The organism is Janthinobacterium sp. GW821-FHT03A03 (assembly GCF_059421435.1).
Genome location: NZ_JBWKUZ010000003.1, coordinates 247,631 through 268,341 on the forward strand (window position 1 = coordinate 247,631; position 20,711 = coordinate 268,341).

The following is a 20,711-nucleotide window of genomic DNA, read 5'->3' on the forward strand; positions in this document are numbered from 1 at the left end:
CACCGAGGATGGTGCCACTACTGCCACAGTTGCATAACAATAGCTCTTTCCCTTGGCGCTCACTCTAGAGGTCTGTTAGGCCCTATTTCATCCAGGCTGACTTCTACATGGGTTCGTCCCAGCGCTCTCATGCACTGAAGAAAGAATGCAAAACTGAATGTCCCACGAGACATCTTGTTCGTAATAGCACTCGGGGACTCGTCGACACCAATCACTGCCAACAACTGGGAAAGCCGTTTGTGGGTAATTCCCCTGCGAACCAGCTCACCGCGCAAGATTCGGCTAGCCTCCAAATTCCAGTCTGCCATGTTGATAATTTGCAACGCTGTATGATAAAGGCCATCATCTTCGCAGACAGCACTTGGAAAACGCCACATAAATCGCATATATGATACTAATATACCGTTTTTAGTATTTTTAGATGTTTTATATAAAGCTCGTACATATATTTACTCGCTCGGCAACAGGCCAAGGTAAACAGGACAAATGAAAAGAAGGAAGATGGCACGCAGGCAAACGTGAACCGAAACCAAGATTCGAAGCATGGTCGCAGAAGGAGACGGGGTCTTGCTGACGCTGGGTTTGTCGACCAGACGTACGTGCGCTATGCGGTTGATGCTACCTACGCGAGGACCAACTCGGCGACGTTCAAGGCCGTGGAAAAGAAACACCCGGGCATGCCGAAGGAGACCATCTTGCGCGACCTAGTTGCGAGCCAACCGGGCCAAGAGGGAAAATGGTTCACTGCGACCAAGGATGCTGGCTTCTTCGAGTTGGCCATCGAGCTGGCGAACGGAGTCCGTCAGACCCGCAGACGCTCGTAGGTGCGGCTAGGGACATTCAAAGGGGCAGGTAATATCTCCAAATGCCGACCCAGCAATTGCGTTGGAAATATCAGCTGAATTTGTCCATAGATGGCGTGGACAGCGCTGTGGACGCCGATGCTAACGTTAAGTCGCTGGCCGCGACGCACAGGACGCAGCGCATCTGGCCGGTTGAGTTAGCAACGGCACGCGACCTTGCGTTGTCTAGGTCGACCACGCGGACAAGCAGCCATACTATTTTGGATATAGAACCGCCGAACGGTGGATGGCCCAGGGGCGCCTTGGTGGAGGTACTATTTCGACAAGCCTGCATCGGCGAGATACCGTTATACGCTGCGTTTAGCCTATACAATCAAAAAAAGCGCCTTAAGGGTAATAAATCGACTTCCCAAGTGCGTCCTAATTCATTTATGTAGCGAGCTCGACACTAGCGAGGAAAACCGTGGTTTGGAAAAAGACATCCTTCGAACGACAGAAACTCTTTGACGAAGTCTGGGCTAACCCAGTAACAAAACTGGCGAAGGAATACAGTTTGTCAGATGTGGGCCTTCGGAAAATATGTGTTGTACTTGACGTGCCGCTGCCACCAAGAGGGTATTGGTCAAAGCTCGCAGCCGGCAAGGCGATTCCGAAACCGGCGCTGCATAAGACTACTGTCCCGACGACTTATGTACGTATGCTGCATATAGCCGAGGTTGATGAGGTGCTGGAAGAGCGTGTCGCAATAGCTCAAGATTCCACAACTGCTGCTACAAAATCTGATAAACCGAGTTACGCACCGCCTACAGACCAAGCAGCATTTTCGCCGCAAACGAAGCTGGTCGTGCGTGCTATGAAGAGCATCAAATCCGACGAGGGTGCACTTAGTTCACTCGGCGTGACCTGGGCTGATATCTCGGTCTCTGAGGAATTGAAAGAGCGAGCGCTTCTGCTGGTGGACAGGTTCGCATATGAGCTTGACGTACTCGGTGCAAACTTTGAAAATGCGCATCCCCCCGTCCCCCAACTCCATCGCGGGGCTCGCCGCGAATCTGGCATCAAACGGAACTGTTTTACTTTGCAGGGGCAACGCTTCTTCGTTCGTATCCGGGAACGCATCATCCAAGAGCTGGTGCCGCTACCGCTGGCTAAACCTCTTAAGGTACCGCGCGCATGGGCACGCCAACCTGTAGGGGAATATCGTCCGCCAGAATATTGCTATATTCCGACTGGAAAGTTACATGCATCTATCGTTGACGCCGCCACGTACTACGAACGCTATAAAGTCGAGGACACCGTCCGGGGGACGATTGAGGTCAAGGTAAGAAAGGCCGTCCATTGGGTCGCGGATGCGGCCCTGCGTTGCAAAGTGGAGAACGAGGTGCGCGCAGAGCGCGAACTAGCTCGACGCGTGAAGGCGCAAGCATGGGAGACCGAGAAGGCGAATAAGGACGCACTGCTAGCGGCGCTCGCAGGGTTCGAGAAAATGGCAAAAGACCTAGACCGCTCTCGGTCGCTTCGCCGCTTGATGGAAGAGATAGCAGCACGCCCAGCCGCGCCGGTGGAACTCGTTGGTAGCCTGGAGCTGATTGCATTGATGGCAAACTGGATTGACCCTCTTGTGAAAGCGCCATGGCCCGAGGTCGATGGCATATCGGAAAGGAATCCGTACGGAAGTCTTTGGTAATTATTGTTTGTTTCGGCACTCGTGATTCCAAATCTCACCCCGTCGGTTCGCCACGACCATTGAAGAGCCAGTCGAGATGGAAGCACCAAGCGAGGCCGAAAATATTGGTGCCGGCTATTGCCATTTGGGTTTACCAGAAGCGACTTCGTTCTAAGAGTTCCTAACTGAGGACGCATAAATCCGTATGAGCTAAGTCTCAGCTCTGCCTTGTCCCTATGGTCCGCTTCTTCGAGCCAAAATGGGAGCAATCAACGCGCGCGATGGTCCCTTGGGATGACCACCGGCGAGCCGTTCGCAGTCGCTGGCCTTTACAGCGTGCGAGAAGAAGAGAATGGAAAGCAGTCGCTTTCTTTCTCCCGGTTGACCATCAACGCCGACGACGACCGGCTCATTAAGCGCTTCCACCGCCTGGGGAAGAAAAGCACGCGCTGGTCATTGTCCCGAACGCCGACTACGACGATTGGCTTGGATGCAAGGACCCCGAACGCGCGCGGACATACCTACAGCCCTACCCGGCCGAACTGATGGCAGGACAGCCGGCGCCAAAGGTACCCAGTGTCAAGCAGAGCGAACTATTTTGAGCTGGCGGCAGTAAGCGCAGCCTGCGGTCGCCGGAATCCAAACAGCTCCAACGCCGGGACAAGGTTTCTAGCCACCACACGCGTTGCATGAATCGAACGATTCCAATGGGTAGCACGAGTTAAAACAGTAATATCGTATATACCATTTGCAGCATGTCAATCCGTACCATCGTTTACGTCATCGGCGCCAGTCGCATGCTCAACCTACCTTGCCCCCGCCTTTAGTGGCATCTTTCGGTTTAACCGCAGGCGTCGCGTCTGGAGTTTCTGCCAGTTTCTTGCCTCGATTTCCTTGGGCCTGGTCGTACTGTCGGTTGGTGCCAGGCGTGCCCCTGTTGGCATTGGGCATGTTGGCGCTGTTCTCTCGCGGCGCAATTTTCTTGTTCATTTCGACCTCCGTTAGAAGTTGGCAATTGCATATCCGGTCGCCTATCTAATCAGTTCAGTCGAACATCCGACCAAGCCACCAAGAATGCTGTTATGTAGGTTCTGAGTTGCCTGCGTCTACGCCAGTCGATGATACTACTTGGCCCGCGCACGCGGCGCCCTTTTGGACAAAGCGAGCGAATTGGGCTGGATGGATGGGACTACTTTCCACCCATCGGAAACCTAGTTAGAACCGCCAGCGGAACTGCCGCGTTGCACCAGCGGTTCGAGCACAAAAAAATTCGCGATGGCGATGATTTTCTCGTTGGACTACCTGCGAAACCAACAAATCACTCACCATACGGTCATGCTGCAAATCCCGTGAAGTTGCCCATAGCTCACATGGTCAATGTTCGAACACTGGGTCAATCTGGCGCAAAAGGAGAGACGCGGTTGCCCGACCTCAACTTTTCTGTGAGTCCCTTTGGTAGCGATGTGGACGGCCCGTTTTTAACCAAACGTTGAGGAAGATGACTCACCGCCGCCACCAAATGAAATTCCGCCTGAGCCTTATTGTCGGCAGGGTGAGGATTCAGGAAATCGAACCAAGATGATTTGGCGAACTGAGCGATGAAATAGGATTCCTCGTAAGTATTAATAAACCGTTGCAATGCCAAAAAATCGGCAACCGAAACCGGGAACGGAAATTGTACGTACTCCGTATCGGCGAGGAAAACAACTTTGCACTCTCCCATTGCAAATATCGCTGCGGCTATAGTTGTTGGATGGGCAGCTGAAAGTAGATGTTCTCCACCTTGGTAAAGATGGCCTTCGACAACGCCAGCAGAGTTCAAAGAAAGCGTAAATGCGATTGCCTTTTTTATAATTTTATTCCATTTCTTTTTCCGACTCGGCAAACCGCTGGGTGCGACGCAATACTTGGCTAGCACGCGATGTAAGTGCTCGTAGTCGCCCACCATTGCCACCTTAGTAATTTCCTGTACTTGGGCGGCAGTCCACCCCGACTCCAGTGCTGCGTTTCTAAATCCGCCCAATAGTTCGATGGCGTTGATGTTCTTGATGGCATAGGCGACGGGAACTCGGTTGTGTTGGTTGTTCATATGGAATATTCCTTAGTTTGAGATTCGTAGTGGTATAGCTTCAGTGTTTATATCGATTACTCTTCGAGCGTGGCGACCAGGGCTCTGACCGCAAGGTACTTCGGCGAGTCAATGCGCATGGTCCCGATGCGTGTGTCCGCCTCAGTCTAGAGGTGGGTACTGCGGCTGAACCTCTCGCACGCTACAGCTCGCTACACCCAGCAGCCGTATAATCCCCACCATGGAACATACATTCACCCTCAAATTCCAGCTCTCTGACGACAACTGGGACCACGATAACCTCGTCGAACGGCTATTCGCTGCGGGTTGCGGCGATTCACTAATCGGAGTCGGGTGCCCCGGGTATATTGCGCTTGAGTTCACACGCGACGCGGCCAGCAAGGATGCTGCAATTGAGTCCGCCCGCGCCAACGTGATGTCGGCTATCCCGATGGCGTTGCTGCTTGACTGGCGGACGGCTAGGTTCGATTAGAGCAACCGGCAGCTCCATCAGAGGCACAGATGTGCTTCGAACATTAAGCTTCGAGTAGGCCAATACAAGCGCGGCCCGAGTGCAGGGGCCGCGCGAGCGCAGTTCGCTACCGCGAGAACAAGGCCATCAACCAACCTTGTTGTACTCACGCTGCCAAAGAACTGCTCTTGTTGTTCACTCGGAGAATTCCCGCAATATGCGGTGACGGGCGGCGCTATCAGAGCACCCGTACAAGCTGAATTGCCCAGTGCCGATTTGTTGCCGCCATTCGTATACGGTGCGACGATTACCGTCGGAGTCAACCGTCCAACCGTTGCTGGGCATTAATGCCCATATACCCTCGCCGCCATCGCTCGTCCGCATACGCACAGTTGTATCTTCATCGTTGTCGATGAACGTCCACGACCACATCCCATCATCGTCGCAGTTTAATTCCTTAATTCTGTTTGTCATTCAAAAAATCTCCTTTGATGGTGTGCTTGAATATTCTTCAGAAATTTTTGTTTTATGTCGTCAGAAGTAGCATTTACATGAATGGATGGTCATGGTGGCCCCGGGAACCCAACGCCGCACGGCCATTAGCAGTTGACGCCCCCGGCCTCACCATTGCTGCCATAATTCGGTTGGTTTGAAAAATTTCTCTGTGGTTTCGGCGAAACTATTACCGTCGAGTCGGGAGCACTCGTGCATTAACTCGAGCAACAATTCCGCGGCGCCGTTATTGGTATATTTCCTAGTAGTGCCGGTTACGACATCCAGAAAATTTTTCCTAAATTTATCCATTAAGTGCTTCTTTGTTGGTGCCTAAGGTTTTCGCTTGTCGCGGCATTAAGTTTCACGACATCCAGTAGGATTAAAGAGTTTTTCAATGACCACAGCCGTATAACTACGAACTAATCGTTCAACCCATATGCCTATTAAGACATAATTCCGAATGTTTTAATATTTCATTTCAAGCAACAATACAACTGGTCTCCCTACCCTATTTTTCATTTACTTATATTTTTGTTTGTTTTTTTGCGACCCAGTTAGTGGCATATATTTTTCATTCCCGTTGCTAATAAACAACGAAACCGGAATTTGGCAATGAAATTTTCCGACCCGTTGATGACTACGCAACGCTAGCAAAGTGTTCCTGATATCGAAAGTGCATGCCGACGCGCTCCGCTTGAACCGACGCTAAGTGGTGCCGAAAGCGCGTCGCGATGGCGACCAGTTGCGAGAGTAGCCACAGGCTATCGGAGCGAAAAAAAGCCCCCGGGGAAGTCGGGGGCCGGAATCACAACGAACAGTACTATCGATGCTTACTGTTATCCCGCTCTCTTCGCTTGCGGAGCGCTTCTTTGAAAATTGCCAAACTCTCTTTTATGAAATCTATGGCACCGAGCAATGCAAAAATCGCGATTGTCACGTATGTCATATTCATAATTGCTTGCAGCACGGACATTGGATTATTCCTTTTTCGACTCACTCAACATCCTACGTTCGAGCCCTCAAATTAATCAGCAATACGGGAAATACACATATTGATTCCGATTTCTCAACTCCTTTTTGAATCCCTTCGGTGCCGGCGATAACGGAGTGATTCGGACTAGCCCCTTGTCCATGTGAGAAATTGCAGTGCGTAAGTGCAGGTCCGCCTGGTCGTCGAACGGCAACGGGTGCAAAAAATCAAACCGGGAAAATGTTGCAAAGCCACTCATAAAGTCGGCTTGGTCCTGATTGCTGAGTAGAGACGCCAGCACGAACAAATCCTCCGTTTTAATCGGGAACGTGAATTCTGCTTCTCCCTTGTCGGATTTGAAAACTAACGTACGCCCTTCCATTGCGAAAATTGAAGCAGCAATGGTCGCCGGATGTGTTGTCGCGATTACCCTTTCTTTTCCTCCTCCAACAAACAGGTTCCCAATTACAGCGTTACGGCTATTTTTGTAGAGTGAAAGTACAATTTTGTTTTCCATGATTTTCCTGTGATTTTTATTGGCCTGAGTGGCGTGTGCGATTGACCTATATGGAGAGTTTTATCTGCTCCCTTACCTCGTATAGGTACAAATTCGAATTCTTGTGGTGCAAGTCAAAAAAATTCCGCATCTCATATGGATTGCGAAAGTAAGGAGTAACCCGCCGAGCTCTTAGGCTGAGGCAGCGTTCAACTTCGTAGATTCATTGTTGAGAAACACATGTCACATGTATCGCGGTCGAAGCCGCTGCGCTGACGAGAGTCCAATTGGCCATAAGTCAGCCTTGCCGATTTTTCTAGTTTTATTTTCCAGCATTGCTCTTCCATGGAAGCACTTTCAGCGGCACAAACTGGACTCTTCGGTTGCCCAAGTAGTGGGCAAATTGAAAGTAAAACAAAATGGTCCATTTCCCGCGCCGGGTCTGTAAACCTATTGCGCGTGGCTGTCCATTCGTTTGGTTTTTAAAGAGCAAAAGCCTCCCCATAAGAAAACGTGGACGAAAAAAAACCCCTATGGCACTTGGCCATAGAGGTTTTTTTCCCCAAACCCCATTGCACATGGCAATAGGACCCAGAAAACCACGTCCGCTTTATGGGGGGACGCCGCATCATTGTGATGCGATGAGGCAAGTATTCTACGCGACAACTTTATTGTCAACTGTTATTAGTTCCTCTCGTAACCTGTCGCTTGCTCTATCAGAGTTGGCTTACGGCAGCACGCGTTGCCTGGGCAAGTCGACGTCCTCTTTAAGTGGGCACATGGTGCTCGGCGCAGGAAGAGCGCCATGAACATACCTGCCTCAGCGTTGGCCAGTATCAATCGCCGCCGGCCTTGGTGACCGAGCGCGCATATAAATTCATCCGCTATACCGCTCAACAGTACGCCGCGTACTGGCACGTAGAGCCGGCAACATGCCAATGCAGGCCTATACATCACCGCCACCATGGGAGCTGCATGAACAACGCACTATTAGATTTGAACGAGCTCAGCGCCTTGCTTGGCCGTAGCCCAGAGACAATTAAGAAGGGCCTGAAACGCAACCGGCTTGCTGTCCCGCCGCGGATACACATCCCAGGTACACGGTTGCTGCGCTGGCGGCAAACCGATATCGACAGTTGGCTCGCCAGTCACGTCGAAATCCGGGTTGGGAGCTGCAAATGACAGCGCGCTTCGAGCCTCACCTATACGCTACGACACTGAATGCTTCGGGCGACCATGCAGTCGACGGCGGCCTTATTCACACCTGGACAGGCAACCATTGGGCCGTTACAGACGATGATATTGCCTGCAAACAGGCATACCGCTGGCTTGCAACGTCCGAGCCAAGCCATACCACCGCCGAAAACGCCAGGAAAGCGGTCAATTGCGCGAAGCTCTGGCTTCCTGAAGTGGTGAAGGAGTCGACTGATGTCGTGATTCCGTGTGCAAACGGTTATGTTCATGTCAAGGATGGCGAGCTATCGCTGATTTCTCCGGACAAGTCGCTCGGAATCAAACACTCACTCATTTGTGAGTTCCGGCCGGATTTTGGGCCAGCTACCCAATTTGAGAAGTTTTTACACATGGTGTTGCCGGACCCAGCGGTCCGGTCGCGCGTGCAGGAATATATCGGCTATACGCTGACGTCGGACGCCAGGTATCAAAAGGCCCAGCTGTGGCTGGGAAGTGGCGCCAACGGCAAAGGCGTGCTGGCCAATATTGTTCAGAAATTACACGGCAATACTGCCGCAATCGGCCTTGATGCGCTTGACGGCTTCAGCCTCTCCGTCCTCATCGGCGCAAGCCTAATTTACGTTGATGAAGTTCCAAGGGCACGCATCAACGAGCAAATTCTCAAGAGTTTGATTGCCGGAGAAAGAGTGCAAATCGACCGGAAATATGAGACCCCCCTCAGTATTCACATCCGCGGCAAATGGCTGGTGCTGGGGAATCATCTTCCTGCCATTACTGACCATAGCATTGGTTTCTGGCGTCGATGGGACATTGTGCCCTTTGCCGTGACGGTGAAAGAAAGTGACCGCGACCCGCTTTTGGCAGACAACATCATCCGTGCCGAAATGCCTGGCGTGCTCAACTGGGCTCTCGAAGGCCTCTTACGTTTGCAGAAACGTGGCGCATTTGAACCGGCATTGCCGTTTGCAATGCAGAATATCCTGAGCGATGCAAGGCGGGAAACCAACTCAGTACAAGCGTGGTTCGAGGAGAACGACATTCTCGAGTCTGACTCACTGCAATCGACAAAAGATGGCGTTTATGAGCATTACCGCGACTGGTGTTCACGTAACGGAATGACGTCGATGGCATCCCCCCGCTTTTGGCAAACGATTCGCGGCATCGTGTCCTTGGAGGAGGGGCGCAAGCGCGAAGGTAGTCAACAAATCCGTTACTGCAATCTGATTCTCCCGAACGGCATGCGGAAATCAGGCTTGGCTCTAGTCGGCGGTTAAAATGGGAATCACCTTACCTATCCGCTGATGTGACCGAACGCGCCAAGGAGTTCAAGTTGGTCGGAGCACAAAACGCCCATAGATATGGGCGTTTTTCCCATGTGTGCCGTGTGTGCCGGGCAAATTCAATAACTATTTAATATTCAGTAGAATTTCAGGAAACCATATTCACCCGCGTATTAGTTCTAAATATTGCCTAGCACACTTGACACAAAGAAAAACAACTCACCTATGACAGGAACGGCATAATTCAACGAACCATTTTTAAAGAATGGCCTGGCACACTTGACACACACAATATCAGGTCATTCAGGAAACGTAACGTGTGTGCCTCCGGCATTCGCTCATGTGCCAGCGCAGTCTTCGCCTGAAAAAAATGCCGACCAAGCGCACGCGGGACCCACTTCCATTATTAGAAGAACTTTTCCCAAAGAACAAAAGAAACGGCGCCGCTACCGCGGCAGTTGTCCAAGGTTCCAAGCAATGCAGCGATGCTTTGAAAAACGTTCCCTGCCCTGCCAAGCAACTGGCCGTGAGTTCGACAATCGCATTGTGTCGGCCACAGGCACTACACCTTACCCAGCACCACAGCACCCGCCGAGCTCCCTGGCCAACTGATTCGCCCCAGACTGCTAACCGTTTGCGACTACTAACCGTGTGCAGCTACATATGGTATGCAACTACAAACCGTATGCGAATCGCTATGGCTTCCACGTGCCCGCCGGTCGCAGTGCCCGCTCGTAGAGCGGGAATGCATGGAAACGATATGCGGGTTCGACCGCTCTCTTCAAACTCAGTAGCCGTTGAAAAATATCGTGTCCGTTGCTGGGCGCGAAGGGGCTTTGAGGATACGACGTGACCCTGTGCGCGGAGCGAGCACGGCCCAGTCGCTGACGCTGGCAGTGGTACTGACACTGAAACGTCCGACATATTCATTGACTCCGCCAGAGACAGTCAATACCAGGCTGGCCATCTGTGGCCGCCCTTTCCGTCTACTTCAAAAATGTCGCATCGCCATCCCTGTTTCCGCCGCGCGTTCGCTACACGTGTTCAGGCCACAACGCGAACATGATTTGTAACACATCGGTATGCGCGCCATCGCGTTCTGTCACTGCCTTCCGCGGTCGCCCGGTTCGCTCCGAAGACCGTATCAGCTTGGACCGCGGTCCACCGCCGATATAAATCCATTCGCTACATATCAGTAGAACGAATACCACCGTTCCAACCGAGCACTGTCAATCAAAGGAAACTTATATGCATAAGCAAGCATTTTTAATCGCCGTAAATCATCCCAAGGGAGGAGTTGGCAAAACCACCACCACTATGGTCCTCTCGGGCGAGCTCGCTGAGCGGGGCTACCGCGTTCTCGTGGCGGATTGTGATGCGCAGGCATCAGCGTCCGCCTGGGCCCACGCGGCACCGGAAGGCAAGCCGTTTCCGGCTGCCGTGGTCAATCTCTCAGCGCACGCAGGAAAAGTGCACAGGGAAATTCAAAAACATCTCGGAAATTACGATTTCATCATCGTCGATTGCCCACCGGGATTGGATTCGTTAAGCCCGCAATCGGTGATTCTCGTAGCCGACTTGGTCATCGTGCCGTTGCCACCCTCGCCTGCAGACTTATGGGCGGCTCGTGGAGTCAAACGTTTGATTGAACGGGGAACAGATTTCAATCCAGCGTTGAAAGCCGTCATTTTGCCCAACAGGGTCGTAAGGACCTCGCTATCAAACGCCATCATGCAAGAACTGAGTGAATTCGGCATCCCATTGATGTCGTCGAGGATGACGAACCGAACCGCGTATCAGGAGGCAGTCGTAAGCGGCGTATCGGTTTCGGCGTTGGGCCGCGATGCGAAGGCGGCGGCCGATGAGGTCAAGGCACTCGCCGACGAGGTGTTGGCGCTACTGGGAGAGCAAAAATGACGAAAAAAATGTTTGATAATGTCAAGGTTCGGGCGACAGTCACGCAACAGGATGTCGCTTTGGTGGACCGATTCGACAAGGCGGATTCTATTCTGTTGAAGGCTCCCGAACCCGCCACCGAAACCAGGCCAACTGAAAAAAAATCATCCGTCGTACGGGACACATTCTCCATGCCCCCGGATGACTATGCACGAATCGAGGAAATGCGCATCATGGCCAACAAGGAGGGTCGGAGTTCGACCAGCAAAAGCGAGGTCGTGCGTGCCGGATTGCATGCACTGGGGCTACTCAGTGCTCAACAATTAGTCGAGGTACTTGGCCGGCTTGAAAAGCTTGTGCCTGGCAGGAAAAGCTGATTTGCTCTATACCGTTATAACGCTCATCGCGCTATAACGGTATTTTTACACACCCGTGACACCCAAATACCCTACCTGGTGTTTTGGCGGGGCAATCGGGGTAGGGGCGCAATAGCAACAAGCCTATTACTTCATTGCGCTGCTGCTGTTGGTGGCGATGCGCGCCTTCAGGTCGGCGATACGTTGCGCGGCTGCGCTGCAGTCGGCGGCAGCCATCTTGCCCTGGCTGTCAACCTGGTAGAACGGATAGCGGCTTGTGTAGTAGACCGAAGCATTGCTGCGGCACGCCGTGTCCATCACAAAGTCGGCAATCATGTAGCGGCTCACATACTCAACCAGGCGTGGCGCAACCTTCGTGCCAGTCGCAGAGTCGGTGACCTTCTGTGCATCCGGCGTTTTCGCGTCCATCAGTGTCTTGAGCATCATGGCCGCGGCCGGCACGAACACACCGTTGGACCAGGCGCCGACGTTGATGGCGTTACCCGCACCATCCACGCCACTTGCCGCGTAACCGCCCTGGGCAGAAGCACCGACCGCCTTGGCCACCGCACTTGCCGGCAGGTCAAGCATCACGCCCAGGTATCCCAAGCCGTCGAGCAGTTCACGGCTCTGCAGCGACTGAGCGCCATAGGTCGTTGTGTCACTCTTGACCGCGCCCTTAAGCACATTCAGGTACACCGACTTGTCTTCCATCATGAATAGATTCGCCGAGTCTAGAGACAGCAGGTTCTGCATGCCAGTCGAGAAGGCGCTTGCCAGCGTCGCGCCCTTTCGAGCCTGATAGGTCATAGCATTAGCGGCGATGTCCGTCAGCGGACTGATTTTGAAATTGTTGTACTCGGTACTGATGAACGGCGCCACCAGTTCCAGCGTTCCGCCCGGCTGCACGGTGTTGTCTGCCGCACGGGTCGTCTTCCCCCCGACGGCCACCAGGCGCACCATACCCATCGGGGCGTCGCTGGCCGTGATGGTGAAGTAGCCGTTGACGTCAGTCGTGGCCGACGCACCCAGGGCAGTACCGGAACTGCCGTCGGGCTGCATACCATAGGCCGTTACAACAGCGCCGACATATGCCTCACCGCGAATGGTTTTGGTGGGGACGCCTGGCGCGGCCGCGCCAGTCAGAGGATTGGTGACCGTAGTTGGCACCGTAGTCGGGGGCGTGGTCACAGGCGGAGTTACCGCGCCGCTGCCACTATTCGAACCACCGCCTCCGCAGCCGGCTAACAGTGCAACGGCAGCTACCGCCAAAATTTTCGATGTCTTTGTCTTCTTCATGTCTGCCTTTGGATGTGAACATAAGCATGGCTGCTCAAGCAGCCACTTGGTGATTTCAAAATGTGTAATTCAGAGCAACGCCAATGCTTTGTTTTTCGGATGGGGCCTTTGTCGTTGCCATGGCAATTTTCGCTGTGGTATTTTTTAGCAGCCGTCTGCCTTCCACTCCCATTTTCCGGTTAGCGGGTCATGGCAATAAGGGGCTTGGAAGCGGACCGTGCATCCGTTCTCGAATGTCCTGGTGCAGTCACCGTTATTGCACTGATACGTCGAACGCACCGTCTGGCCGGGCGGCGGCCCGCAGGCTTTCGTAGGAGCCGCATTGCGCGCGGTTTGCTTCGGGTATCCCGCATCGTCCCACCAGTGGGTAATTCCGGTTTTTTGGCATTCAACATACTTGTGCTCCTCGCATTGTTGATAGGCCCGGTCTACCGCATCCTGCTCGCTGTCGTAACCAGTGCTCATCGAACATCCCGTTTTGCCACAAACAATTGCGCCCGCTCCGGGCCCTTTTTGTCTATGCCACACCTTGCAATTTGTCGCTGATTTCGACAGGCCGGCTTCCTTTGCTGCCGTTCGACATCCGTTCAACGCTGTGGAGTCTGCAATTTTCTGGGTAGGGAAGTTCCATCCTGCATAAGTAGTAATAACGGGATGCCGCTCCACCCAGGCGATGGCTGAATAAGCGTGGCTGATGCCGGGAAACAGCAGGCATGCGAGCAACCCAAGAAAGACCGGTAACTCCCTCATGAATTTTTTCATTCTTACAGCCATCATTGCTTCCATTCCTGATGCCAAGGCACTAACAGTTTACGTAAAACAACATTTTACATCAAGTTTAATATCGTTTTATATCATTTCAATAAAATGGTGAGCGTCCGACCATGCTGCATTTTCGTGAGAAAGTCACATGCCAAGGAAACCCAAGGCCGCCAGCGGGAGCACCCTCGGCATTCGGATAGGCCGCAACATCAAAATCGCCAGGCTCGCCCTCGGACTCACACAGGCAGAATTGGCCGAATCCCTCGACCTGGAAAATGTCACCGTGTCGCGCATTGAGACCGGCGCCCAACTGCCATCTATCGACCGTTTGGATGAGGTTGCAAGGGTCTTGAAAGTCTCCCTTACTGCCCTTCTGGCCGACACGGACAAGGACAGCGCGATGACGGATATGCTAGTCGAGGTGATAAAAGACCTTCCGGCGCGCGAAAAAAAGTTTTTGTATGAATTCTCTGCGTCGTATGCAGCGCACTGGAAGGCTGGCAAGAAGAAATAATTGGCGCCAGCTGCACGTACCATCCCCGACTATCGAACTGTGCTCAAGCAAGACAGTTCGGTGCAGCCTGCGCCCGCCGACAAGACCTAGGCGAATAGCCCCGCTGCAGGCTGGTTCTCAGAAGGTCTGAACCGGCCGCTCCCAACTGAGCTATCAATCGTCGAATCCCGTGCCGGTAGATGAAAAGCCTTAGTCAAACATAGACCCCGTGTCGACCATTGACACGGACTCCCAATGGTCGGACATCGACGCACTGTCGTCATGATGATTTAAATCGAATCCGAACGAATTTCCCATCATATCAAAACCTCCAATCCCCCCGGTCATTGGAAGGCCGGTTGCCGGGTTGACCATGAAGTCATCGGATGATGAAAAGTCGTTCGTTTCGCTTGCGCCTGCCGACCCCGCATCAGAATCAAAAGTACCAGTTGAAGCAAACAGCAGGTCGTAAAGTTGCGCCATAAATTTCATCTTATCTTCTTTTGTTTTATTATTGAACTTAAAATTCTAGCAGAATTTTTTAAATAGATATGACTATTTTTTAGGCATATAAAAAGAACGAGTTCTTTTTATCCAAAAAATATTTTTAAACCTATATTAAGAATATTTATCATATCCCGGAGACTGTAGCTATACGTGTTAGCACGTGAAAAATACTGCCAACAAGAATACAAGGACATACGGTATGACTATTACAAATAATATTTTTGAATTCAAAAAATCGGGGCAAATCATCGCATTTATCCAGGCCAAAAATAAGAAGCAGGCACGTCAAAGGACTCAGCTCATCAGCCACCTGGTTCACATCCCGAAAAATTGCAAGGTAAAAGCCGTCGAGCACGGCACCCTATGCAGGGCACCGATTTTCTTCGAGAAACATTTAGGTGCTTTGGAGGATGCCATCGAGGACGCGCTGGCTGAAGCATAGCGCTGCAGCCGCCATGCTTCTCTGACGACCTAATGCAGACGCCGACTAACAACATTGAGGGAAAAGCATGAAGCCCATCGACATCGGTGATATCGTTGAAAAGCTTCTGGACTTGCGTATCTACAGCCCAGAATTAGCCAAGCGAATGGACCATGAAAAGGAACTACCGGAAGATGAGCCAATTCCGTTCTTAATTGAACGAATCGAAGCTTCGTTCTCGGCATGCGAACACGTTACTGGGAAAAATAAAACGATTGCTTTTTCTGAGCTAACGGCATGGTTGATTATCAGTTATCAATTTTACCTGATGCGACTTGCGCGGGAAGACAATCCATGGATGTTCACTTTCCCGGAATCAAAGCTCCACACCCATCACTGATTAAGTCCGGAACTAGAATTTTTAGAACCACGGTGTGTAAAGAAAAAAAGTACTAGGCCAGATTATTTTCTTTTCATGGCGGATTCCTTTACAGGTTTCCGCCATTTTCCAATTTATATTTTTCGTGCCAAGTCACCAACAGTTTTCGGGGTATCTCCATATATAGCAATTCGCACCATCTTCGGCAAATGATGGTTCATGATTTCCTTTAGCGTACGAAGCTCGCCCGCCTTGCTACCGTCGCGGGAGCACTCGGCAGAATGCTGCCCTTGCCATTTCCTTTTCACGCGTCCCCAGTGCGAGTCCGCATGCCGATGGAGGTCAATAACCTGGTTTCTAACCCCAGAAAACAAGGGACGTGACCGCTGACAAACCAGTATGCCAAGGACACCCCATGGGCGCCCGCCATGAGCTCCCTCGGCACCGTACTTGAAGTTCACCGCAGCCAGTTCGATGGCCGCTTTGGTCTCGTTAAACGCGGCATCGGAGAGCTTCCAGGTCCACGTCGAGACGTCCTTGAACACCAGTTTCTCCTTGCCAGTCTTTTTGTCCGGAAGGTGACGCGGGGACTTCTTGTGCGCGTAATGCAAAACATAGTCGGTGAACGTAATGTGCCCATCGGCGGCCATGGCGTTCTTCGCCACATGCGCGTCAGGCGTGGCCGGGTCGTTCAATCCGCCCTTCCCGTCATCGGACAATAGCCACCAGGCGACCAGGCCATTTGCAAGCGGATAGGCGATAAAGTGCATCGCCGCTAGGCCTCTCGTACGGTCGTAGGCACGGCCTCGGGCGGTGCGGATAATCGGATAACGGACCGCCATTTTTGCGACAAAGGCACCGAGCTTCTTGGGTGCCATAGCGCCGCCGCACCACCAATAGTGGCGGCGGAACACCAACAGCTGCAAGAGCTGCATCAGGACGGTTTTGTTGCGAGGAACTTTGATTTGAAGTGCGGCGTCGGCGGCTCTCATTGTGCGTCTCCAGGTTATTTTTTTGTTTGGGATGCCGCGTATAGGTAACGCGCCAAGAGGCCCCGGAGGGGCCGTGCACAGACGCCCTATTGTTTGCAGAAACTGAACCCATTTCGCGATTTTCCCAGCGACCGATTCGATTCTCCGAGACTGGTTGCTATACGCTTGCGAAGGTCAAGATTTGACTTTGCATCGCACTGAACCAGACGGCGCGCCAACGCCAGCACTATCGAACATAGTTTCACCATGCTCGCAGTGCTGAACAGGTCGCCAAACCGTTCAGCATTGCATCGTCAACATTTCATCCGGCGTGAACCAGGTTAGCCACCTGGTGCCACAGCGCGTAGTGCATTCCAAAAAAGTGCCCGCTACGTGTCGGAAGGGGCACGGAGAGTAACCCCGTCCTAAGGGACGACTAATCCTCCGTGTCTACTTCATAAGTTGTACCGCTTCGGTATGAGCGGAGTGACAGACTGGCGCACAATTCCTGACATAGAAGTTGTGAGCGAGCCCGTGCGATTGGAAAATAGATGTTGATTCGTTCAACAGGGCGTAAGCCTGTGACCACCGACCTTGTCCGTCGGTGCGAGCTCTTGATATGCGAGATGGCAGTGAAGCCTGCCCGTTGGTGTGCCACCTGCTCCCCAGATAGGGAGCAGACGCACGACAAAAAGCACACACGTAGTCAGGCCGGGCGAGTCGAGGTGCGCAAGCATCGTAGACCGCGGGTATACACAACACCGGCTAGAACCGGTCTAGGGGTATGCACAGCAGCGAGAGATGACCCGGGTCGCACCGGCCAGTCTCGAGCGTTACCTGGAGCAAAAGCGTGTAATTGCCCGCGAGGGCATTGTGAGAACAAGAACTGTCTAGGGCCTGCAGTGCCTGGAATTTCTGGAATTGAACGGAGAAGATTGTGATGAGTAATCGGGTGCTTAATGGGGTCGGCCTGATGAAATCTGGAGATGCGCCAGCAAACAATACCGTTCGAGAGGAAGCAGTGGTCTGTTCGTGAAGCCTTGCGTATCTAACCAACACAAAATGGTCCGCGCGTGCGGGGGATTTTTGGCTCCCCGCAAACCAAGGGCTATAAGCCGATTGCTGTCGTAGCGCCTGAATTTCGGCGCATAAGGGCGGGGGTCATTCCCCGGACAAGATGTATCCCTGAGTATGCAATCGAGTGGCCGGCGAGAGCCGTGTCGGATGAAAAATTGACGAGCGTAGTGAAACTAGCGTCCCGTGGAAAGGGCGTTGGGGGACGGATGCCTTGGCGGGCATCCACCGACTTTTGTACCGGCTGCAAACGCGAATTCAGGTTGGCGCCTGAATGAGCGATGCCGGAATGCAAAATGGCTGGGCAGCGCTGGCGCAAGTCAGCGGCTGAACCAGCGGCAAGGATAGAGAAGTTCAAACCAGGTGGCCAAGAGGATTCCCTCTGGCTTACCGATTGATGTTAAAGACCGCCGGCTTAGTTGCTGGCGGTCTTCCCGTCGCTGGTTACGTCGATAGGATTCGCGAGCTCAGTCTTGTCGATATCGGCTGCGACCACGACCGCGCCGGAATGAAAGCAACTTCGCACTCGGCGCGTGATTTTTACGACATATAAATCCTCTGGATATACGGGTTTTCACAACCGTAGACGTAGAGGCCATGCATGAAAAACGCAGCAATCACCGCCATTCCCACCACCCAGACAAAACGAGCAACTAAGAAAGGCGACACAAGCCCGACGCAGATACAGCAGCGGATGTAAAGGCTCCGCGAGGTCACCCTCACCAGCATGGCAGTCTCGGATGCTGGCGACACCAAGAAAGCCCTGATTGCCGCTACCGTCGCCGCGCTTTAAAGTGGCCGGCAGACGCGACGGCCCTCGAACGAGGGCAATTTTGGCCCGACTGCTTTTCCATGTCGGGCGCCACGCTTCAGGGCTTCGCCACAAGTCAGTCCTCTTCCTCGACACCTCGGCACAGAGAGCCCGGCCGAGGCCAACATCTACACCCAACGCTTACCTTGCAACATACGGTTAAGCCAGCAGCGCGTCAATTTTCGCTTGGTCGCGCGACCGCAACATATCGACTTCAGACTTCGAGGATTTCACCTTTGATTTCCGTGCAGCCTTCTGTGGTTTCTCCATAGGCGGTTGGAAATTCGTAGGGAGGGTCTCTTCGGCGGTCAGTTGATGCTCCAGCCAAGCGTAAAAAACTGCGGGGTGCCAGTAGACTCTATTGCCCAGCTTCTTGGGTGCGGGCAGGGTTCGCTCGTTCACCCAGTTTTCAATAGTGCGCAAGGACACGCCCAACACATCGGCTACGTCATCTTTGGTCAGCGGTTTGAAGGCGTTGGTAGTGGTCATACTGGAACTCCATGAGTTGAGGTCCAGCGTGTAAGTAAAGGGAGTTATTCTTTTTCGCAGATTTCCGGAAAAAGACACCGTAGCGCTGAAAAAGGTCCAAAGGGCAGTGGCAAATTAGTGGCAACTACGTATTACCTGCCACTACCCGAAGCTGCGCGAAACTGAGCGCAGCTGAACGCAAGTATTTGATTTATAATGAAAAGACCCCTCAACGGAGCGGGTCTAATGACGGAGAAGGCGCGTTCGGGACGCAGAGGCCGGAGGTTCGAATCCTCTCACCCCGACCAGCCGTTTTCCTCACTGTGCCGGCTCGAACTGCTGGCACCTTGACCTGCGCGTTGGCAGCTTGCTGAGAAGTATGATATTAATTGCATCATTAGTATCCTGATCACTTCTCGCGCAAGGGCCTGACCGATGTCTTTCCTGATAGTTCTGGCCGCACTGGCCTTCCTCATGCTGGCCGCCTACCGCGGCTACAGCGTGATCCTGTTTGCGCCCGTCGCCGCGCTCGGTGCCGTGCTGCTCACCGATCCGTCCGCCGTGCCGGCCGTGTTCAGCGGCATCTTCATGGAAAAGATGGTGGGCTTTATCAAACTGTATTTCCCCGTCTTTCTGCTCGGCGCCGTGTTCGGCAAGCTGATCGAGCTGTCCGGCTTTTCACAGTCCATCGTCATGGCGGCCATCCGCTACATCGGCAGCGCGCGCGCGAATGCCGTGATCGTCGCCGTGTGCGCCGCGCTCACTTATGGCGGCGTGTCGCTGTTCGTGGTGGTGTTTGCCGTGTACCCGTTCGCGGCCGAACTGTATCGCCAGAGCAATATTCCCAAGCGGCTGATGCCGGGCGCCATCGCCCTGGGCGCGTTCTCGTTCACCATGGATACCCTGCCTGGTACGCCGCAGATCCAGAACATCATTCCCACCACCTTTTTCAATACGACCGGCTGGGCTGCGCCGTGGCTGGGCACGATAGGCGCCGTGCTGACGGTGATCATGGGCCTGGCCTTCCTGGAATGGCGCCGGCGCTCCGTCATGGCGACGGGCGAAGGGTATGGAGTGGAAACGGAGCAGGCCAAGACCGGTGGGGGCAACTTGCCCCACCCGCTGCTATCGGTAGCGCCTCTGGTGCTGGTGGGCGTGGCCAACTTTGCGCTGACCAAGCTGATTCCCCACTGGTATGGCGCAAGCTACGTGCTCACCGCCGAGGCCCTGCCGGGCCTGCATGCGCCCGTGTCCACGGCGATCGCCTCCGTGACCGGTATCTGGGCCGTGGAAGGCGCCTTGTTGCTGGGAATCTTGCTCGTGTGCATTACCGCTTTCGGGCGCATCCGCGCCGCCTTTGCCGAAGGCACCAAGGCGGCCGTCGGGGGCGCGCTGCTGGCGGCCATGAATACGGCGTCCGAATACGGCTTCGGCGGCGTCATCGCGGCGCTGCCCGGTTTTCTTGCCGTCAGCAACACCCTGCGCAGCGTGCCCGATCCGCTCGTCAACGCGGCCGTGTCCGTGACGACCCTGGCCGGCATCACGGGCTCGGCCTCGGGCGGCATGAGCATCGCGCTGGCGGCCATGTCGGACAGTTTTATCCAGGCCGCGCAACAGGCGCATATCCCGCTCGAAGTCATGCACCGCGTGGTGGCCATGGCCAGCGGCGGCATGGACACCTTGCCGCACAACGGCGCCGTGATTACCCTGCTGGCCGTCACGGGGCTCACGCACCGCCAGTCCTACCGCGACATTTTCGGCATCACCGTCATCAAGACGGTGGCCGTATTCCTCGTCATTGCCATCTATTACATGACGGGGCTGGTCTAA

At 53.6% G+C, this 20,711-nt stretch carries 17 protein-coding genes; 8 read left to right on the forward strand and 9 right to left on the reverse strand.

Features of this window, described 5'->3' with window-relative positions:
* Positions 1-59: 59 nt before the first annotated feature.
* On the reverse strand, positions 60-386 hold the full coding sequence (locus AC07VI_RS10625; RefSeq protein WP_494808788.1) for a DUF6471 domain-containing protein: 327 nt from the start codon (positions 384-386) through the stop codon (positions 60-62).
* Between the two features lie 880 nt (positions 387-1,266).
* Here AC07VI_RS10625 and AC07VI_RS10630 point away from each other — a divergent pair.
* The gene (locus AC07VI_RS10630; protein WP_492992670.1) at positions 1,267-2,490 is read left to right on the forward strand and encodes a hypothetical protein; all 1,224 of its coding nucleotides are present in this window, start codon (positions 1,267-1,269) and stop codon (positions 2,488-2,490) included.
* A gap of 780 nt (positions 2,491-3,270) precedes the next feature.
* On the opposite strand, the gene AC07VI_RS10635 is transcribed toward AC07VI_RS10630, so the two are convergent.
* The 3 genes from AC07VI_RS10635 to AC07VI_RS10645 all read right to left on the reverse strand — a co-directional run bounded on the left by AC07VI_RS10635 (position 3,271) and on the right by AC07VI_RS10645 (position 6,991).
* Positions 3,271-3,459 (reverse strand): hypothetical protein, encoded by a 189-nt coding sequence (locus AC07VI_RS10635; RefSeq protein ID WP_492992668.1) that lies wholly within the window; start codon positions 3,457-3,459, stop codon positions 3,271-3,273.
* A 403-nt stretch (positions 3,460-3,862) separates the two neighbouring features.
* Entirely contained in the window at positions 3,863-4,558 is a 696-nt protein-coding gene (locus tag AC07VI_RS10640) for a hypothetical protein (protein WP_492992666.1), read from the reverse strand.
* Positions 4,559-6,532: 1,974 nt separating this feature from the next.
* Positions 6,533-6,991 carry a hypothetical protein gene (locus AC07VI_RS10645; protein ID WP_492992664.1) on the reverse strand — a complete coding sequence of 153 codons (459 nt, stop codon included), beginning with the start codon at positions 6,989-6,991 and terminating at the stop codon, positions 6,533-6,535.
* 1,157 nt (positions 6,992-8,148) lie between these two features.
* Here AC07VI_RS10645 and AC07VI_RS10650 point away from each other — a divergent pair.
* The 3 genes from AC07VI_RS10650 (at position 8,149) to AC07VI_RS10660 (ending at position 11,717) form a co-directional block, all read left to right on the forward strand.
* Positions 8,149-9,438, forward strand: coding sequence for a DNA primase family protein (locus AC07VI_RS10650; protein WP_492992662.1), 1,290 nt, complete (start codon positions 8,149-8,151; stop codon positions 9,436-9,438).
* A gap of 1,254 nt (positions 9,439-10,692) precedes the next feature.
* On the forward strand, positions 10,693-11,361 hold the full coding sequence (parA, locus tag AC07VI_RS10655) for a ParA family partition ATPase (protein ID WP_492992660.1): 669 nt from the start codon (positions 10,693-10,695) through the stop codon (positions 11,359-11,361).
* The gene (locus AC07VI_RS10660; protein ID WP_492992658.1) at positions 11,358-11,717 is read left to right on the forward strand and encodes a hypothetical protein; all 360 of its coding nucleotides are present in this window, start codon (positions 11,358-11,360) and stop codon (positions 11,715-11,717) included. Before parA ends, AC07VI_RS10660 begins: the two co-directional genes overlap by 4 nt.
* A 126-nt stretch (positions 11,718-11,843) precedes the next feature.
* On the opposite strand, the gene AC07VI_RS10665 is transcribed toward AC07VI_RS10660, so the two are convergent.
* Positions 11,844-12,995: a carboxypeptidase-like regulatory domain-containing protein gene (locus AC07VI_RS10665; RefSeq protein ID WP_492992656.1), complete on the reverse strand. Its 1,152-nt coding sequence runs from the start codon at positions 12,993-12,995 to the stop codon at positions 11,844-11,846.
* Between the two features lie 144 nt (positions 12,996-13,139).
* Positions 13,140-13,781: a hypothetical protein gene (locus AC07VI_RS10670; RefSeq protein ID WP_494808789.1), complete on the reverse strand. Its 642-nt coding sequence runs from the start codon at positions 13,779-13,781 to the stop codon at positions 13,140-13,142.
* 124 nt (positions 13,782-13,905) lie between these two features.
* On the opposite strand from AC07VI_RS10670, the gene AC07VI_RS10675 reads away from it, so the two are divergent.
* Entirely contained in the window at positions 13,906-14,271 is a 366-nt protein-coding gene (locus tag AC07VI_RS10675) for a helix-turn-helix domain-containing protein (protein ID WP_492992652.1), read from the forward strand.
* 189 nt (positions 14,272-14,460) lie between these two features.
* Here the strand turns inward: AC07VI_RS10675 and AC07VI_RS10680 are convergent, their stop codons facing one another.
* Positions 14,461-14,742, reverse strand: coding sequence for a hypothetical protein (locus tag AC07VI_RS10680; RefSeq protein ID WP_492992650.1), 282 nt, complete (start codon positions 14,740-14,742; stop codon positions 14,461-14,463).
* A gap of 214 nt (positions 14,743-14,956) precedes the next feature.
* Between AC07VI_RS10680 and AC07VI_RS10685 the strand changes: the two genes are divergently transcribed.
* Together AC07VI_RS10685 and AC07VI_RS10690 are read left to right on the forward strand one after the other, a co-directional pair.
* Entirely contained in the window at positions 14,957-15,199 is a 243-nt protein-coding gene (locus AC07VI_RS10685; RefSeq protein WP_492992649.1) for a hypothetical protein, read from the forward strand.
* A 67-nt stretch (positions 15,200-15,266) separates the two neighbouring features.
* Positions 15,267-15,578, forward strand: coding sequence for a hypothetical protein (locus tag AC07VI_RS10690; protein WP_492992647.1), 312 nt, complete (start codon positions 15,267-15,269; stop codon positions 15,576-15,578).
* A 113-nt stretch (positions 15,579-15,691) separates the two neighbouring features.
* On the opposite strand, the gene AC07VI_RS10695 is transcribed toward AC07VI_RS10690, so the two are convergent.
* Together AC07VI_RS10695 and AC07VI_RS10700 are read right to left on the reverse strand one after the other, a co-directional pair.
* Positions 15,692-16,549 carry a hypothetical protein gene (locus AC07VI_RS10695; RefSeq protein ID WP_492992645.1) on the reverse strand — a complete coding sequence of 286 codons (858 nt, stop codon included), beginning with the start codon at positions 16,547-16,549 and terminating at the stop codon, positions 15,692-15,694.
* A gap of 2,023 nt (positions 16,550-18,572) precedes the next feature.
* Positions 18,573-18,902, reverse strand: coding sequence for a helix-turn-helix transcriptional regulator (locus tag AC07VI_RS10700; RefSeq protein ID WP_492992643.1), 330 nt, complete (start codon positions 18,900-18,902; stop codon positions 18,573-18,575).
* 414 nt (positions 18,903-19,316) lie between these two features.
* On the opposite strand from AC07VI_RS10700, the gene AC07VI_RS10705 reads away from it, so the two are divergent.
* A complete protein-coding gene (locus AC07VI_RS10705; RefSeq protein WP_492992641.1) occupies positions 19,317-20,711 on the forward strand; it encodes a GntP family permease in 1,395 nt (464 codons plus the stop codon).

Coding starts and splice junctions, on each gene's coding strand:
- AC07VI_RS10625 (WP_494808788.1), bottom strand. CDS start 386: ATGCGATTTATGTGGCGTTTTCCAAGTGCTGTCTGCGAAGATGATGGC.
- AC07VI_RS10635 (WP_492992668.1), bottom strand. CDS start 3,459: ATGAACAAGAAAATTGCGCCGCGAGAGAACAGCGCCAACATGCCCAAT.
- AC07VI_RS10640 (WP_492992666.1), bottom strand. CDS start 4,558: ATGAACAACCAACACAACCGAGTTCCCGTCGCCTATGCCATCAAGAAC.
- AC07VI_RS10645 (WP_492992664.1), bottom strand. CDS start 6,991: ATGGAAAACAAAATTGTACTTTCACTCTACAAAAATAGCCGTAACGCT.
- AC07VI_RS10650 (WP_492992662.1), top strand. CDS start 8,149: ATGACAGCGCGCTTCGAGCCTCACCTATACGCTACGACACTGAATGCT.
- parA (WP_492992660.1), top strand. CDS start 10,693: ATGCATAAGCAAGCATTTTTAATCGCCGTAAATCATCCCAAGGGAGGA.
- AC07VI_RS10660 (WP_492992658.1), top strand. CDS start 11,358: ATGACGAAAAAAATGTTTGATAATGTCAAGGTTCGGGCGACAGTCACG.
- AC07VI_RS10665 (WP_492992656.1), bottom strand. CDS start 12,995: ATGAAGAAGACAAAGACATCGAAAATTTTGGCGGTAGCTGCCGTTGCA.
- AC07VI_RS10670 (WP_494808789.1), bottom strand. CDS start 13,781: ATGGAAGCAATGATGGCTGTAAGAATGAAAAAATTCATGAGGGAGTTA.
- AC07VI_RS10675 (WP_492992652.1), top strand. CDS start 13,906: ATGCCAAGGAAACCCAAGGCCGCCAGCGGGAGCACCCTCGGCATTCGG.
- AC07VI_RS10680 (WP_492992650.1), bottom strand. CDS start 14,742: ATGAAATTTATGGCGCAACTTTACGACCTGCTGTTTGCTTCAACTGGT.
- AC07VI_RS10685 (WP_492992649.1), top strand. CDS start 14,957: ATGACTATTACAAATAATATTTTTGAATTCAAAAAATCGGGGCAAATC.
- AC07VI_RS10690 (WP_492992647.1), top strand. CDS start 15,267: ATGAAGCCCATCGACATCGGTGATATCGTTGAAAAGCTTCTGGACTTG.
- AC07VI_RS10695 (WP_492992645.1), bottom strand. CDS start 16,549: ATGAGAGCCGCCGACGCCGCACTTCAAATCAAAGTTCCTCGCAACAAA.
- AC07VI_RS10700 (WP_492992643.1), bottom strand. CDS start 18,902: ATGACCACTACCAACGCCTTCAAACCGCTGACCAAAGATGACGTAGCC.
- AC07VI_RS10705 (WP_492992641.1), top strand. CDS start 19,317: ATGTCTTTCCTGATAGTTCTGGCCGCACTGGCCTTCCTCATGCTGGCC.